This window comes from Pseudomonas sp. NyZ480 (genome assembly GCF_029537255.1).
GTDB lineage: Bacteria > Pseudomonadota > Gammaproteobacteria > Pseudomonadales > Pseudomonadaceae > Aquipseudomonas > Aquipseudomonas taiwanensis.
In genome coordinates, this window is sequence record NZ_CP120626.1 from 1,291,857 (window position 1) to 1,307,352 (window position 15,496).

General features: G+C 56.5%; 11 protein-coding genes. 5 read left to right on the forward strand and 6 right to left on the reverse strand.

Annotated elements, in window-relative coordinates; all coding sequences use genetic code 11:
• Nucleotides 1-32 precede the first annotated feature (32 nt).
• Nucleotides 33-377 (forward strand): hypothetical protein, encoded by a 345-nt coding sequence (locus tag P3R38_RS05820; protein WP_186618309.1) that lies wholly within the window; start codon nt 33-35, stop codon nt 375-377.
• 509 nt (nt 378-886) lie between these two features.
• Here the strand turns inward: P3R38_RS05820 and P3R38_RS05825 are convergent.
• The gene (locus tag P3R38_RS05825) at nt 887-1,240 is read right to left on the reverse strand and encodes a hypothetical protein (protein ID WP_021783295.1); all 354 of its coding nucleotides are present in this window, start codon (nt 1,238-1,240) and stop codon (nt 887-889) included.
• Nucleotides 1,241-1,362: 122 nt separating this feature from the next.
• On the opposite strand from P3R38_RS05825, the gene P3R38_RS05830 reads away from it, so the two are divergent.
• The 3 genes from P3R38_RS05830 to P3R38_RS05840 are packed head-to-tail and all read left to right on the forward strand — an operon-like array spanning nt 1,363 to nt 4,711.
• On the forward strand, nt 1,363-2,916 hold the full coding sequence (locus tag P3R38_RS05830; protein ID WP_021783296.1) for a recombinase family protein: 1,554 nt from the start codon (nt 1,363-1,365) through the stop codon (nt 2,914-2,916).
• Nucleotides 2,916-3,809, forward strand: a complete 894-nt coding sequence (locus P3R38_RS05835) for a plasmid partitioning protein RepB C-terminal domain-containing protein (RefSeq protein ID WP_031322333.1) — start codon at nt 2,916-2,918, stop codon at nt 3,807-3,809. Before P3R38_RS05830 ends, P3R38_RS05835 begins: the two co-directional genes overlap by 1 nt.
• Nucleotides 3,806-4,711, forward strand: a complete 906-nt coding sequence (locus P3R38_RS05840) for a plasmid partitioning protein RepB C-terminal domain-containing protein (RefSeq protein WP_021783298.1) — start codon at nt 3,806-3,808, stop codon at nt 4,709-4,711. The genes P3R38_RS05835 and P3R38_RS05840 overlap by 4 nt, the downstream gene beginning before the upstream one ends.
• 210 nt (nt 4,712-4,921) lie before the next feature.
• Here P3R38_RS05840 and P3R38_RS05845 read toward each other — a convergent pair whose 3' ends face one another.
• Entirely contained in the window at nt 4,922-6,808 is a 1,887-nt protein-coding gene (locus tag P3R38_RS05845; RefSeq protein WP_021783299.1) for a DUF262 domain-containing protein, read from the reverse strand.
• A gap of 225 nt (nt 6,809-7,033) precedes the next feature.
• Here P3R38_RS05845 and P3R38_RS05850 point away from each other — a divergent pair, with 225 nt between their 5' ends.
• Nucleotides 7,034-7,264: a hypothetical protein gene (locus P3R38_RS05850; RefSeq protein ID WP_277686899.1), complete on the forward strand. Its 231-nt coding sequence runs from the start codon at nt 7,034-7,036 to the stop codon at nt 7,262-7,264.
• 138 nt (nt 7,265-7,402) lie between these two features.
• On the opposite strand, the gene P3R38_RS05855 is transcribed toward P3R38_RS05850, so the two are convergent.
• From P3R38_RS05855 to P3R38_RS05870, 4 genes are all read right to left on the reverse strand, one after another.
• On the reverse strand, nt 7,403-8,035 hold the full coding sequence (locus tag P3R38_RS05855) for a hypothetical protein (protein WP_277686900.1): 633 nt from the start codon (nt 8,033-8,035) through the stop codon (nt 7,403-7,405).
• The gene (locus P3R38_RS05860; protein ID WP_277686901.1) at nt 8,035-13,350 is read right to left on the reverse strand and encodes a type ISP restriction/modification enzyme; all 5,316 of its coding nucleotides are present in this window, start codon (nt 13,348-13,350) and stop codon (nt 8,035-8,037) included. Before P3R38_RS05860 ends, P3R38_RS05855 begins: the two co-directional genes overlap by 1 nt.
• Nucleotides 13,351-13,569: 219 nt before the next feature.
• Nucleotides 13,570-14,817: a ribonucleotide-diphosphate reductase subunit beta gene (locus P3R38_RS05865; protein ID WP_023379115.1), complete on the reverse strand. Its 1,248-nt coding sequence runs from the start codon at nt 14,815-14,817 to the stop codon at nt 13,570-13,572.
• Nucleotides 14,818-15,339: 522 nt separating this feature from the next.
• Nucleotides 15,340-15,471 (reverse strand): hypothetical protein, encoded by a 132-nt coding sequence (locus P3R38_RS05870; RefSeq protein ID WP_256583383.1) that lies wholly within the window; start codon nt 15,469-15,471, stop codon nt 15,340-15,342.
• Nucleotides 15,472-15,496 lie beyond the last annotated feature (25 nt).

Sequence of the window (15,496 nt, forward strand, 5' to 3'; positions counted from 1 at the left end):
ACAAGAAGATCAGGTTTACGATCGGGAAACAGGTGAAGCAAATGCAGGGGAAGGATTGGACGCAGCAGATCAAGGCTCTGGACCTAGACCTCGGTCCCGATTTTGCTGGCTGGCAACGTTTCGCCAATGCTTTACAGCTTGCTGCACTGGATTACGACTTCAAGCTCACCCTTGTAAAGCCCATGGATGGTTACCTGAGGATTGAGGAACCATTCGCGCCACTGCACATACAGACCTTAGCCATGGCAGTGGAATACGTGACCGACGCGATCTGCCAACGCTGTGGGAAGCCTGGGCCGCAGCGTCTGGTAAGCGCGAGGCGCGTTTGGAAACTCTGTGCTCGCTGCCAGACAGCCTTGGCGGTGCGAAATGAGTAATCCAAGTCCATCTTGTGCCGGTTGTGGCTGTGTTCTCCTGACCGAAGACCTCAGCAGCACTTGGGCTATTGTTGCCCGCCCGGCGCAGGGGGAGGGGGTGTTAAAGCTTTGCCTGCGCTGCACTACTCGCGTCGCAATGGCCCTCTGGCCTCAGTTGGCTGCGCTGGTAATGCCTACGACCGAGTGCCCAGAAGACGTTCTGGCCATGGTAGGAGTCATTCATCAGGTTATGGCGTTCTTCAGTCACGATCCATCGTGCGCTTCGCGTTGGTTCTCATCGCCTGTCATCGGTCTTGCTGGGCAATGTCCCAAAGACCTTGTTCAAAGTGAAGCAGGCCGCGAAGAGATCTTGAGGTTGCTTGGGCAGTTGGCGCATGGTGTGCCGCCATGAGCCAACTTGAACCGTTGTCCTTTGGGGGGCGACAAGACGGCCTGCCAGCTAAGGGCCTCTCACCGTAATCCTATTGTGTCCCACTTGCGTGATCGGAGTGGGCCTCCGCAAAAGTCCGTCAGTGAGCGCTGCCTGGACCCAGGCAAGCCTCGATCATGTCCGCGACGTCAAGTAAGCGCTCGCGCAAAGCGGGAAGCCAGACGACTGCCACGGACGAGTTCCGCTGTGCCAATTCAAGCACTGCCTGAAGCGCATGGTCTGAATGCCGCATCAATTCAACCAAATGAAGGCCGCTGGGACCATGGCTGCCCGCCAGCCAGTGCTTAGCGGTACGCTCACTGGCATCGGTCCAATGGCGCAGCGTCTTGATTGCGCGATGTGACATGCCCAATTCGGTGCGTAAGGCTGCGGCTACGGCGCTGGCGTAGATTTCTGCGTTGATTGGAAATGGGTTGCCCGTTTTCGCGATCATTTTTCTGTGTCTCCTCTTTATATTCGTTTGTGGCGTATCTGACGAAGACCGGTAGGCGTGGTGAGGTCTACGGCTTGGCATGGGTGTAGACCACAAGCTGCTGAGGGGGCATCGATCAACAAATGAGACGAGCACAGCTATCCCTGGCAGAGGGCAGCAATAGAGCCGCTGCCTACGTCCGCATGTCGACGGAACACCAGCAGTACTCCACTGAGAACCAGCTGGATGCGATCCGCGTTTATGCCGCAGCGCATGAGCTGGAGATCGTCCGGGTGTACACCGATGCAGGGAAAAGTGGCTTGAGCCTGGATGGTCGGGAAGCTCTTCAGCAGCTACTTCGAGACGTTGACGCGGGTCAGTCCGAGTTCTCTGTGGTTCTGGTCTATGACGTAAGTCGCTGGGGGCGCTTTCAGGACCCTGATGTGAGCGCCAGCTATGAAGTTCGATGTCGGCAGGCGGGTGTCAGGGTCGAATACTGCGCCGAACAGTTCGTTAACGATGGCTCACCGGTCTCCAGCATCATCAAGAGTGTTAAGCGCATGATGGCCGGTGAGTACAGCCGTGAGCTGTCCGTCAAGGTATTTGCGGGGCAGTCGCGCCTGATCGAGTTGGGCTACCGACAAGGAGGCCCGGCTGGCTATGGATTGCGTCGTCAACTTATCGATCAGACTGGGCAGCCTAAAGCAATCTTGGGTCGGGGAGAGTACAAAAGCCTTCAGACGGATCGGGTGATCCTCACGCCAGGTCCGGAGTCCGAGCAACAGGTCGTTCAAGACATTTACCAGGCCTTTGTAAGGGAAGGTCGAACCGAAGCTGAAATTGCAACGCAACTGAATCGGCGTGGCCTGCTAACAGACTTCCAGCGGCCGTGGACACGGGGTGTAGTGCATCAGGTCCTGATCAACGAAAAGTACATCGGTAACAACGTCTGGAATCGCACGTCTGGCAAGTTGAAACAGCCCCGTACACCTAATCCAGTTGATCAGTTGGTGCGGGCCGACGGTGCCTTCTCCTCAGTGGTCGACCACGCCTTGTTTCTCGCGGCGCAGGCCATCATCCGTGCGCGGTCACGGCACTGGACTGATGAGCAAATGCTGGCCACGCTGAAGCAACTATTTGCGGAGCGAGGTTGTCTGTCTGGTTTGATCATTGATGAGCAAGAGGATTGCCCCTCCAGCAGTTGTTATCGCCAACGCTTTGGTAGTTTGCTACGCAGCTACAGCCTGATTGGTTATTCACCCGCACGGGACTACAGCTTTCTGGAGGCCAATCGCCGGCTGCGAGAGCTGTATCCGCAGATCTTGGTCGACACGCAGGAGCGCATTCGTCTTGTCGGTGGACGCATCTCGGTCGACCCTCAGACCCAACTGGTTTGGGTTAATGATGAGTTCTCGATCTCGGTGGTGCTGTGCCGCTGTCAATGTTCAGAGTCAGTGCGCAGGCGTTGGCAGCTGCGCTTTGATTTCGGTTTGTTACCTGACCTTACTGTCGCGGTTCGCATGCTCCCCGGTGAGCAGGAGGTGCTTGATTACTACCTCTTTCCCATGATCGATTTGGCGGCCCCTCACCTGCGTCTGGGAGATACTAATCCGCGCGAATTGGAACTCTACCGGTTCGACAGCTTGGATATCCTGGCGGCCCTGAGTCGACGTATACCCCTGGGGAGCGCTGCGTAATGGCCACATCGGGAGAGCATCTTGCACTACATGTGGCGCAGGCGGCGCCTATTGCGCAGATCCCACTCGCGGATATTCGCGTGCTCAATCCGCGTAGTCGCAATCAACAAGTGTTTGCACGCTTGGTGGAAAACATTGCGAGCCTGGGGTTGAAACGACCGATCACGGTGACCCGCAACGGTTCGAGTTTCGACCTGATCTGTGGGCAGGGGCGCTTCGAAGCCTTCAAGGTCCTGGGGGAGTCGGCCATACCGGCGGTCGTGGTGACGGCGGCTGAGGCGGACCGCTATCTCATCAGCCTGGTAGAGAATCTGGCGCGACGCAAGCACTCGAACCGCGACTTGCTGATGGCGATTAACGTACTGCACGAGCGTGGTTACTCCATCAGGCAGATTGCCCAGAAAACCTGCTTGGACCGTGCCTATGTTGGCGGCATTCTGATCCTGTTGCGGCAAGGAGAGGAGCGCCTGATCGCTGCCGTCGAAAAGGGCTGGCTACCGATTAAAGTCGCGATCCATGTGGCACGGTCTGACGATGGCCAGGTCCAGGCCGCCATGGTCGAAGCCTATGAAAGTGGATTGTTGAAAGGAGATGAACTCATCAAGGTGCGCCGTCTGATCGACCGAAGACGCGTTCTTGGCAAGGGCTATGGTAGGCAGCATGGAGGCGAGCGCATGACCACTCCTCGCCAGCTGCTGACCGCCTATCAGAGTGAGGTGCGCCGTCAGCGCCTGATGGTGAAGAAGGCGGACATCGGTGAGCAACGATTGCTCTTCGTCGTGACCGCATTGCGTCGGTTGTTGGCCGATGAATTTTTCCGGTCAATGTTACGCAGTGAAGGTATTGATGATATGCCGCAGGTATTGGCCGAGCGTATTCAGGGGGACCCATGACTGTCGTCAAGCGTGCCTTTGAGCCCGATTTGATTACCGTCCGCTTACCGCTGATCCTGCCCTCTCGCCAAGTCACCCACGATATGCTGACGTCCGTCAAGTATGCGGCGATTTTGGCCTCCATCCGTGAGTTGGGCGTGGTCGAGCCGCTCGCGGTGCATCCCGAGCCGGTTCACGGGACGGGAGGGGAGCCCCGTTATCTACTGTTGGATGGTCATTTGCGGCTAGCTGCGCTCGTACAGTTGGGGGCGGAAGACGCGTTGTGCCTGTTGGCGACAGATGACGAAGGTTTTACCTACAACCGGCAGGTCAACCGACTTACCCCGATTCAAGAGCACAAGATGATTCTGGAGGCGATTCGCAAAGGAACGACCGCCGAACGGATTGCCGAAGTCTTGAGCGTCAACGTTGGACGCATCCGCGAGCGCCAGCATTTGCTGCGGGGGATTGCGCCGGAAGTCGCTGAGATGCTGAAAACGCGAATGGTCAGTCAGGCGGTCTTTCGCGTGCTGCGCAAGATGAAGCCGATGCGCCAGATCGAATTAGTCGAGATGATGATGTCGGCTAACTGCTTTACTGGCCGCTACGCCGAAATGGTCTTGGCCGCAACGCGTCCTGAACAGCTGGTCGAGGCAAAGAAAGTCAGTGAGGGCGTGACTGCTGAAGACATTGCACGCATGGAGCGGGAGATGGAAAAGCTCTACCACGACTACCGGTTGGTTGAAGACACCCTTGGCGAAACCATGCTGGTACTCGTGGTTGCCAAGGGCTATGTGTCTCGCATGCTGCGCAATCAGACTATCGCCGCTTACTTGGAGCGTTTCGAGCCTGACCTGGTGCGGGAGCTGGCGGGGGTTGTGGAAGCGGTCACCGCCGATGCTCGTAGTCTGGAGCGTGAATAGACCTCTCCGCTGTGCTGAACGGCGGCGCGCGCCAGGCACTCACTGAGCGGCGCCAGCAAACGGCATCTCGGGTGAGGCTCCGGTTCGTCGCACGGTCGGCCTGTATCGCGGGGGCGATCCCCGGAGGGATCGCCTCGCGTAAGCAGAGCCGCTACTACCGGATCGGCATTCGGCAGCAAAGTAGTGTTGCTGCTTCTGAGTGGTAGGTGATCATTCGTATTTGGGCCAGATCGTCAGTGCTATGGTGGCGAGGGCATTGGCTCGGGCTGAAATCGCGGCTTCATCCCACGCAGAGGTAGCAATCAGTGGGACATTGAGACGCAGGCTGGTATTAGCAAGCAGCTTGTCGCGTTTCGCCGCGAAATCGCAGTGTTGCGCCGCTCTATTGACGCTGAGGTTCAGCAGCGTCAAGTTGCCTAGCGTTGGGATGCTCTCATGCCGCTCACGAATCAGGAGCTGCCAGGGCGTCAATGTGCCGCCAGAGCGCACAATCACTTCGATATCCGACTCGTCGCTGTCGGCTGCCACGCTGCCATCTTTCAGCGGCCAGTGGGCGTGCCAGCTGCGCGGCAAAATATGGTCGATATCAAGCGCTGATAGGTTTGGCAGTTCGGGCTCTTCGCTTTTAACGGATAGTCGTAAACCGCCCTCCAGCTCCGTTAGCAGCGAACGGGTTTTCGCGGTATCCAGCCGGCCTGGGTACAACGGTGCGCTGACGCAGGCGTTACGGAATTCGGCATCGTCGGGCCAACGGGAAGCATCTCCGTTGAGTGTACTCAGATAGTCGCCGAGGACCCCGCTGGAGATCCCTGATTTCGTCAGGTGACGTAGCGCACTGAGGAAGATGTTGTTGTAGTTTTTGGGCGTCAGTCCACAGATAGCGCGGCGTACCACGTAGGACACCAGGCAATTGAACATGCAGGCTTTGTCCGCCTCAGGCACTTGCGCAGTCGAAATCAGCAGGGCCAGCGGGTGGAGCGTCGTGACATCATACGCCGCAATACGACGCCCAAGACGAGCAATGAGGGAGGAGCCGGAGGTGCTGATCAGTTCGCGGTAATGTTCCGCGTATTGGGTCAGGGTCACCAACTGACGGTCTGCGGTGTTGGCTGGAGCCTCGGCTGCATAGCGCCGGTATTCGTTGTACAAGCGTGACAGATCAACCTCACTGCCCATCTCTGCTTGCAGGGTGGCGTGGATCAACCACTCCAGGCGGGGCTTGTTCAGGCGGCCACGACGCTGCTTGGTCGACCAGTAGTCTTCTTCGAACGGTAGCCACTGCTTGTCGTAAAGCGCTTGGGCATCGACTTTATCTTGGTCGGCACGCATGAAAATGTAGTTGCGGATCAAATCCGTGGCATGCAGCTCTGCGCCCCGTCCATTGAGCGTTTCAAAAATCACCTGGGCATCGTCCTCGGCTTCCAGCGAAATGCTGACCAGCTTGAGGTCTTGCAATACCGCCATGATGAGGCTTTCTGCATAGGCGGCGGCCAATTCGTTTCCTGAGCGAATCCAGCGTATGAACTCATGGGTAAAGAACCAGATCGCGGCCAGTGCAGGTGGGTGATCATGGTGCTTGCGCAGGCTGCCGTGCTGCGTGAAGTGGGCCGGGTATTCGCTCCGGAAATCGTCCAGACGCTGGATGCCGAGGCTTTTGATGAAATGGGGGCGGTCGCGGAAGGTCGGCCACAGCTTATAGCGCTCCATTTTGGGGTCGCGCATGGTTTCTTCGTTGTTGTTTTGCATGCAGCCGATCACGCTGGGCTCAAAGGCCTGAATGCCGGTGGCACGTAACGCGAGCAGGAGCGAGGCCAGCACGTACTGAAGCGTGGTCAACCGTTGCTGGCCATCAATGATGTGCAGGGTGTCGACGCCCATCAGCCCGTCTTTGGCTTGGGGTTCGAGGACCACTGCCCCCAGGAAGTGCGGTGTGATGCTCAGGCCGGATACCCGTGCCTGGGCTTTTTCCTGGATGTCCTGCCACAAGGCATTCCATTGATTGCGCAGCGTCCACACATAGGCGCGCTGGTAGAACGGTACACAGTACTGGCGGCGGTCTTGGAAAAGCTGGCGCACGGTGAGCGTTTCGGATTTCATGGCGTCCCCTTGATGGTCTGCGCATTCTGGCCTGTGCGGACCATGGCGTCACTAGGGCGGGGCGACTGTCGCGTGCTGCGTGTAATTTGCCGTTATGGTCAATCGGCCCCCACGTTGACGACGGACTCGGTCGACTGCCGCGCCCCCTGCGGCGACCGAACTTACGTCATACGCTATACCAGAAGGGGGGCATGTGGCGTCACAGCAAGCGGAAGGGGGCGACTGATGAGGACGGCCATTGAGCAGGACACTCTGGCCGCGCTGGTCGAGACCGGCGCGGCGCGGGAGTTTCGCGTGCTACATGATGGCGAAGCCTGGCGCCTGGAGTTGCGCCTCGGCGCGAGGTGGTTGCCGATTCGCTCGCGGCGCGAGCCAGTACGCTACTGGCGCTCACTGACGGCGGTGGGGCGCTTCTGTTCAGCAGTCGGAATCAAGGTGCTGACGGTCGAGCTGTAATTGCCCTTTACCTTTCAGCCCGTTGATGTGCTCGATTGACTCCCATTCCATCCAGTTATTGATTGATCTTATGACACTCGCTGTCTACTGCATTACTGGCATTATATTGGCTAGTAACAGAAACCTATCAGTCAGCCTCTACGGCTGCTTATCTTTGGGATTCCAGTATAGCGAAAGCACTTTGTGTCGAACACAAAAGTCCAAACCGGAACTCTCATGCTTATGTGTCGAATGAAAGACTAACGGGTTTCCTCCTTTATCCTCACTTATGGTCACATCAGGGTTGCGATTGACCAGTTCGCATTTCCACTTCTCTAACATTGATTTTGCATCTTGAACAAAGCAGTAGATGAAGACTTCTCCATGATCCTGTCCAGGATTACCCGTCGAATACCTTGTGGAAAGTTGCTTAAAGCCCTTATCCAACCACGAATAACCACTGTGTTTTTTAGCCTCCGCCAGCCATAAGAATCCATAGTCCCCGCGGACCACTACATCACAGTGGCCGCCGATGGCGGCGTCATGTTCTACTTGAAATCCCGAGCTATGAAGCTGACCACAGATCTGAATAGTCAACAAATCTTCATTTTCATCCTTCTGTATCTTGTTTCGGTGCTCGACAAGCCAATTACAAGCAAAGTCTACCGAGCGTTGGAGTGCATCGACTCTTGCTTCATGACTTTGAGCAAAAACGAAGTCAATTCGAGCTTCCAGCGGTGTGCCGGCGGCACGAGCACGTAGAAAAGCGAGGGATTCTTCATGAGTGCTCACTATCTCTGCCCTCCAAAAAGGTCCGTTTCAAGCTCGAAGAACGGGACTATCCGTTCTGATGCGCGGACGACCTCTTCACGCGTCACGGGATGCAAAATGGTGTCTACATCCAGAACCCTCTGGAAGTCCTCACTGGAGAGTTCGTGACGTCGATCTTCTTCGTCAATAAATTCGGCTGAAGCACGGAGGATGGCGTACTCCGATTGGACCAATATTGTCAGCGCGGCAACTAAATCTGCGGTTAATTCCGACTGACCTAGTACTCTGAGGATGTCCCCAACACGCCAGCTTTGAGTTGGAGTCGCACTGTCTCCAATTGCATCGATGATTTTTAACGCCATTGTTGCCGCTGGCAAATCTTTCCAGTGCCCGGTGATGGCGGACTTCACCTGGTCAATCGTACAGGCACTGGGGCCGTAGTCAGTGTCGATATCTAACGGCGGAAGGCCTTGCACTATGCGTATCGTCTCAAGGCTCAGAGTAACCACGCGCTGGAACAACTCCAGTGGGTACTTGGCGTTCCCCATGGTCTCGATGGCCCAGTCGTTGGCGTCGTTTACGATGCCACTGGCCTTATCAGTGCGCACTGCCTGGCGCTCCATCACCCACTCCAGCGCGGCCTTGCCGTTAACCACATAGCCCCACGCCGCCTCGGGGATGCCTTTAAGGGTGATGCGGTGGTTGTAGATAACGATGCTCTTGTCGCCCTTTTTAGCGAACTTCATCTTTTCCACCCGATAGTCGGCGTCTGTAAGCGTACCCTTGGCCTCGATGGTCAGCGGGTACAGCTCGACAGCCTCGTAGTTCAGGTGAAGGTCGGCCAGGGCGCGGCCTGCCTTACTGAAAGCCCAGAAGTCGGTGGCTTTCTTAACGGCTGGGATGCGCGGTAATTCCTTACTGAGGTTGTCAGCAAAGCGCTCGCAGTAATCCGGCGAGTGGAATAGACCGTAGACATAATAGAACAGGTCTTCCTTGCTGATTTGCTCGCCGGGGAAGGCTCTTTTGAAGTGATCCAAACCGCTGTCGGTAATCGCATCTCGGCGGCGCAACCCACATTCAGCAGGCTGAGCAAAAAGATCGTCTTTCGACTCTTGAGCTATTTCGTCGTAGAGGTAGAGCGGGAAACACTGATATCCACCCATGCCTGGGGCAAGGTTCAAGTCCGGTGGATTCTTGGTTACAAGCGCGGAAAATCCTTTGTTTCCACCAAACCCTGGAACGCAAATACCTACGTTCTCAGTATGAGCGTTAGGAAAGATTCGGGGTATCTGGTAAACCATTTCATTGAAACGGCGATTAAAATAAATCCACTGCTTAGTGAACGGACGATAAAGACCTTGAACCAGACAATTTTGGTCGAATTCAAAAGTACGTCCTTTACTCAATTCCTGTTTCAGTGCACGTGTCCAACTGATACGGTTCGGGGCGGTATTGATAAACCCCTCAAGCGCCGCATCACGAAGCTTTTTAGGTTGGCCCGTGTAGTTAGTCTCGAAGCGTGCGACCTCTGAGTTATAGAAGTCAATCATGCTCGACATGTTGGCTTCTAGCGTTTTCTTGCTGGAGTTGTAGGCCCATGCGTCACGAGCGGTTACTATTCCAAGCGAGAAGTTATCGAACAGCTTAGGTGCATCACCTTTCTTGTCGCCAAGTACGATGAATTGACTGAAACTGTTATCGCGCTGCTTGAGCCAGTCGCCGTGCTCATCCGGAGTTATTTGCTGCCACCCTTTAATGCCGGCCACGCTGGCATAGTCGGAGATCTTTTCCAGCTTTTCCTCGCGACTCAGGTAATCGCCAATATCGTGGAAATGAATTTGACCATGAGCCTGCGCGTCGGGATTCTTGATCAGCAGTGAAATGGCAATGGGGGCGCGGCTGCCACTCCCGAATATCTTGCCACCTTCCTTGCGTGAGTTTTCGCCACTGGTGCGCTGGTTGCCGCGCAGGTGGAACACATAGAGGCTGGAGAACTCATCGGCCAGGCATTTTCGCAGGCCGTCTGCGGTGTTGGCCTCGACGAAGCCTGCATTAGTGACAAATCCTATGATGCCGGCATCACCGATACGGTCGCTGGCCCAACGGATGGCACGGATATAGCTGTCATATAGTCCCCTGGCTAGGGTTCCTTCCGAGCGAGCAACATAGGTAGTACGGATTCGCTCATCCAGTGACGGGTACTCAACGTTATCGTTATTATCATTCTCGCTCTGCTGCCCAATGGAATAAGGTGGATTTCCTACAATCACCCGAATATCCAAATCCTTCTGGCGCTTGCGCCGGGCGCTGTTGTCCTCCAGCAGCGCGTCTACCAGATCGTCCTTCTCATACATCTGAAAGGTGTCGGTTAGACAGATGCCTTCAAATGGGGTGTACTCGTCGATTACTTCGCTGTGGTAGGCCGCTTCGATGTTAATGGCGGCGATGTAGTAGGCCAGCAGCACCAGCTCGTTAGCGTGGATTTCATGCCTGTATTTGTGCGGCAACTCTTCCCGTTTGATCAGGCCCGACTGGATCAGGCGGGTGATGAATGTGCCAGTGCCGGTGAACGGGTCAATAATGTGGACACCCTTACTGCCCAAGGTCTGACCGAACTCCCGTTGCAGAAGGTGGTTGACGCTGTGAAGAATGAAGTCCACCACCTCGACCGGGGTGTAAACGATACCTAGGCGCTCGGTCATCTTGGGAAATGCGTTGCGGAAGAACTTGTCATACAGCTCGACGATAATCTTTTGCTTGCCTTGGGCGTTGTTGATGCCGGCAGCGCGTTGACGCACGCTGGCGTAGAACTTATCCAGGGTGTCAGCTTCCTTGGCCAGGTGGTGTTCGTGGAGCGCGTCAAGCACACCCTGCATGGCCTTGGACATTGGGTTGTGGCTGGCGAAGCTGTACTCATCGAACAGCGCATCGAACACCGGCTTGGTTACCAGGTGCTGGGCGAGCATTTCGACGATCTCGCTATCGCTGATGCTGTCATTGAGGTCGTCGCGCAGCTCGGCGGCGAAAGCATTGAATGCAGCTTTTTCCTGGGTGTTGGCTGGACTCTCTAAGATGCCCTGGATGCGGTCGATATGGGTGCGGGCGATCTTGGCGATATCGTTGGCCCAGTCTTCCCAGTGGTGGCGATTGCCGCACTTCTCGACGATTTTGGCGTAGATGGCCTTTTCGATTTCACCCACTTCATAGGTCAACTCGGCCTGCTGAGTCATCTGGCCTTCGGCATCGTGCCGAGGGCGCTTCTCGCCGATGCCGTATTGGCCTTTGCCAGCTTGGCCGTTGCTCGCGCCGCTGGCTTTCTTGGCCTTCTTGTCGGCTTTGTCGGTGATGGCGATGACCTCCATCTTGCTCGGGTCAGAGCCGATCAAGTCGAGCTTGTTGACCATGGCGTCGAAGCTGTCGTCGTGGGAGCGCAAGGCCTGGAGCACTTGCCAAACGACCTTGTAGGTCTGGTTATCATTGAGGGCTTCATGCGGTTCCATGCCCGCTGGGATGACCACCGGCAGCACCACGTAACCACGCTTCTTGCCCGGCGCGTTGCGCATCACCCTGCCAACCGATTGCACCACATCTACTTGGGAGTTACGCGGTGTGAGGAAGAGCACAGCATCCAGCGCCGGCACGTCCACACCTTCAGACAGGCAGCGCACGTTGCTGAGGATGCGGCAGGTGTTCGCTGGGGCCTCTTCCTTCAGCCAGTTGAGTTTGGCTTCCTTCTGGCTGGCATTCATGCCGCCATCGACGTGTGCGGCTTCGCAGATTATCCGCGAGGCCGCATCAATGTTCTCTGACTCCTGGTAAGCCTCCACCACCGACTGGAACATGCTGGCGATGTTGATCGAGCTGACCTTGTGTTTGGTGCCCTTATAGTTCGGCGAGATGACCTGGCAGAAGGCGACAGCGCGCTTCATGGGCTGATCATCACCCACCAGATTTTCGGCCAATCCCTGCTTGGCCAGCGCTTTCCAGCAGCCGACGATTTTGGCGGCGTCGTCCACCTTGAGCTGGTTGTCCTCGTCCTTTAGCAGCTCCTGGAGGCGGCGGCTGATAATGCTTTCTTCAACAGTGAGTACCAACACTTTGTAGTCGGTGAGCAGGCCGCGCTGAACAGCCTCGGAGAAGTTGATGACGAACAGCTCTTTGCCGTACAGCACTTCGTCATCCATAGAGCACAGGGTGACTTCACCGGACTCGGCCTTGATCTTAGCGTTGTCGCCGTAGATGCGTGGCGTAGCGGTCATGTACAGGCGCTTGGCTGCACGGATGTAATCGGCATCGTGAACGCGCACGAAGGTGCTTTCTTCATCATCGCCAAAGGTGGCACCGGTAGTGCGATGGGCTTCGTCACAGATGATCAGGTCAAATGCTGCCAGGCCGTACTCATGCTGGGCGCGGCTGATCACGTCGATGGAGTGGTAGGTGGAGAACACCACGCTCATGTGCTCGGCATCGTGGCGTTTGAGCATTTCCGCAGCGAGGCGATCTGCCTTGGTATTAGCTGGGTAGCGCAATTCGTGAGCGAAGACCTGTGGGGTATCCTCGTCTGCCCTGCGCTTCTTGCCTACGTCGCTGTCCGAACAAACGGCGAAGCTGTGCAACGGAGTTTCGCTTTCCTGCGTCCATTCGGTAAGCGTCTGCGACAGCAACGACAGGCTGGGCACCAGGAACAGCACACGCTTGCCCCTGCCGGCTTGCTGTTCAGCAATCTTCAGGCTAGTGAAGGTCTTGCCGGTGCCGCAGGCCATGATCAACTTGCCGCGCTCGGTATCTTTGAGTCCCGCTGTAACAGCATTCAGTGCTGTTTTCTGGTGATCTCGAAGCTGCTTGCGGGACTTGAAAGCAACAGCCTGATGGGGCTGGTATTTAGCCCAGTCGATTTGGCTTTCTTCCAAAGCTTGCAGATCGATCTTGTTGATCGAAAGCTGCTGGCCCTGCAAGGCGTTTTCGGCGTGTTCGCTCCAGTTGTTGGTGGTGGCAACGATGATCCGGTGAGTGAACGGAGCTTTGCCTGAGGCGGTGAAGAAACTGTCGATGTCCTTCTTCTGGACGCGGTAGTCCTCTGCGTATAGCTTGCACTGGATAGCGTGGAACTCGCCGGTGCCCTGGGTACGTGCTACCAAGTCGATGCCGGTGTCGCGACCGTCCAGCCCTTGTTCCTTGGCCCAATCGGTGTACATCCATACCTTGTCATACAGGTCACGGTAGGTGGCCTCGTTGCGCAGGTAGGCGCAGATCAGCTCTTCGAAGTAGGTGCCTTTTTCGCGTTCGGTAACGGATGTAGATCGGTAGGCATCGAGCAGGGATTGAAGGGCGGACATTGAACAGGAATTCCTTTTAGGCACGACAGGTGCGTCATGGGTACCAAATCTCGGCAGATTACCATTTGGAGAGAGTTGCTACAGCTTCCGAGGTGCTTTAGGCACTTAGAACTGCGGAAACAATCAAAAAAGGCTGCCATTTGGCAGCCTTTTGGGTGAATCCATTTCACATTTAGTGAGAAGGTTTCATGGTGTAGTGATTTTGAGCGTTTGGGGGCATCAATCCCAGCTCAACGCACCACCCGTCTGGTACTCGATCACACGGGTTTCGAAGAAGTTCTTCTCTTTCTTCAAGTCCATGATCTCGCTCATCCAAGGGAACGGGTTGGTAGTCCCAGGATACTCTTCCTTCAGGCCAATCTGGGTCAGGCGACGGTTTGCGATGAACTTGAGGTAGTCCTCCATCATCGCGGCGTTCATGCCCAGTACGCCGCGTGGCATGGTGTCACGGGCGTATTCGATCTCCAGCTGGGTCCCTTGCAGGATCATCTGGGTGGCTTCTTCCTTCATCGCCGCATCCCACAGGTGCGGGTTCTCGATCTTGATCTGGTTGATCACGTCGATACCGAAGTTCAGGTGCATCGACTCGTCACGCAGGATGTACTGGAACTGCTCGGCAACGCCGGTCATCTTGTTGCGGCGGCCCATCGACAGGATCTGGGTGAAGCCGCAGTAGAAGAAGATGCCTTCCAGCACGCAGTAGTAGGCGATCAGGTTGCGCAGCAGCTCTTTGTCGGTTTCGACGGTACCGGTGTTGAATTCCGGATCGGAGATGGCGCGGGTGTACTTCAGGCCCCAGGCGGCTTTTTTAGCGACCGACGGGATCTCGTGGTACATGTTGAAGATCTCGCCTTCATCCATGCCCAGTGACTCGATGCAGTACTGGTAGGCGTGGGTGTGGATCGCCTCTTCGAACGCCTGGCGCAGGATGTACTGGCGGCACTCGGGGTTGGTGATCAGGCGGTACACGGCCAGGGCCAGGTTGTTGGCCACCAGCGAGTCAGCGGTGGAGAAGAAGCCGAGGTTGCGCATCACGATGCGGCGCTCGTCTTCAGTCAGGCCGTCCATGCTCTTCCACAGGGCGATGTCGGCGGTCATGTTGACCTCTTGCGGCATCCAGTGGTTGGCGCAGCCATCGAGGTACTTCTGCCAGGCCCAGTCGTACTTGAACGGAACCAGCTGGTTGAGGTCGGCGCGGCAGTTGATCATGCGCTTTTCGTCAACGCGAACGCGGGCGCTGGAGCCTTCCAGCTCGGCCAGGCCTTCGGCGATGTCGAGGTCGTTCAGGGCGGCCTTGGCGCGCTTGACTGCGTCGGAGTCGTCGGCGGTGGCTACTCGGGCTTCCTGGGCGGCGGCATCGCCGGCGCTGTCGAGCTTGTCCAGGGTGGCGGCAGCGGCCTGCGCAGGGGTGTTGCCTTTTGCGGCGACTTCGCCGTCTTCCTTGTCGAATTCGTCCCAGCTCAGCATGGTTTGGCTCCTGCTTGAGGGTCGCCCTCGGGCAACCGGTTGGATAGTAAGAATGTGATGCCTGACGCAAGGCCGTTACGGCGAATGGACAGCTCGAGAGGCTGACTCTCGTTACATCTGAGTGTGTTCTGGCTTGTACCTGGCCAGTCCTCGCAGAGGGGCCAGGACAATAGAATGGGCCCTTTTCAGAGGGGGCGCAGTATACCGGATTTCGCCTTCGATCGGGGTGCGTGTCGCGCGGGCGAGGGTAACTTTTTCGACCGGTTTTACGCGCGTCCGTTCACGAAGCTCGTGTCGTTTTCTACGGTGAAAGAGTGTAGCGGCAAAAACAAACAAGCACTACATATTGTGCCTTATTATTTTTTCTGCACAGGATATTGGGTTGGCGCCACCGCTTGTAGAAGCGGCTTCATGTCGCGGAAGGGCTTGCTAAGCGGGCCCCCAATCGCATTGATGACGCCGAGATCAGGGGCGCGCCTCGCGACCCTTTCGCGATACAAGGCCGCTACCAAGAACACCGAGTCAACTGCGCTGCTTATGCAGCGTTTCGACGATATGCGTCTTGGGATGCCTGCGTGCTTCTTCGACCGACGTGAAGCGGCCGGTTTCAGCGTTGCGACCGATCTTGCGTATTGCCACTTGTTTCCGCGCCATGAGGATGTCCTTCTTGGAGAGGGGT

What these genes read in the sequence shown, in the direction of transcription:
- P3R38_RS05840 (WP_021783298.1), top strand. Translation starts at nt 3,806, where the DNA reads ATGACTGTCGTCAAGCGTGCCTTTGAGCCCGATTTGATTACCGTCCGC.
- P3R38_RS05850 (WP_277686899.1), top strand. Translation starts at nt 7,034, where the DNA reads ATGAGGACGGCCATTGAGCAGGACACTCTGGCCGCGCTGGTCGAGACC.
- P3R38_RS05860 (WP_277686901.1), bottom strand. Translation starts at nt 13,350, where the DNA reads ATGTCCGCCCTTCAATCCCTGCTCGATGCCTACCGATCTACATCCGTT.
- P3R38_RS05835 (WP_031322333.1), top strand. Translation starts at nt 2,916, where the DNA reads ATGGCCACATCGGGAGAGCATCTTGCACTACATGTGGCGCAGGCGGCG.
- P3R38_RS05830 (WP_021783296.1), top strand. Translation starts at nt 1,363, where the DNA reads ATGAGACGAGCACAGCTATCCCTGGCAGAGGGCAGCAATAGAGCCGCT.
- P3R38_RS05870 (WP_256583383.1), bottom strand. Translation starts at nt 15,471, where the DNA reads ATGGCGCGGAAACAAGTGGCAATACGCAAGATCGGTCGCAACGCTGAA.
- P3R38_RS05825 (WP_021783295.1), bottom strand. Translation starts at nt 1,240, where the DNA reads ATGATCGCGAAAACGGGCAACCCATTTCCAATCAACGCAGAAATCTAC.
- P3R38_RS05845 (WP_021783299.1), bottom strand. Translation starts at nt 6,808, where the DNA reads ATGAAATCCGAAACGCTCACCGTGCGCCAGCTTTTCCAAGACCGCCGC.
- P3R38_RS05865 (WP_023379115.1), bottom strand. Translation starts at nt 14,817, where the DNA reads ATGCTGAGCTGGGACGAATTCGACAAGGAAGACGGCGAAGTCGCCGCA.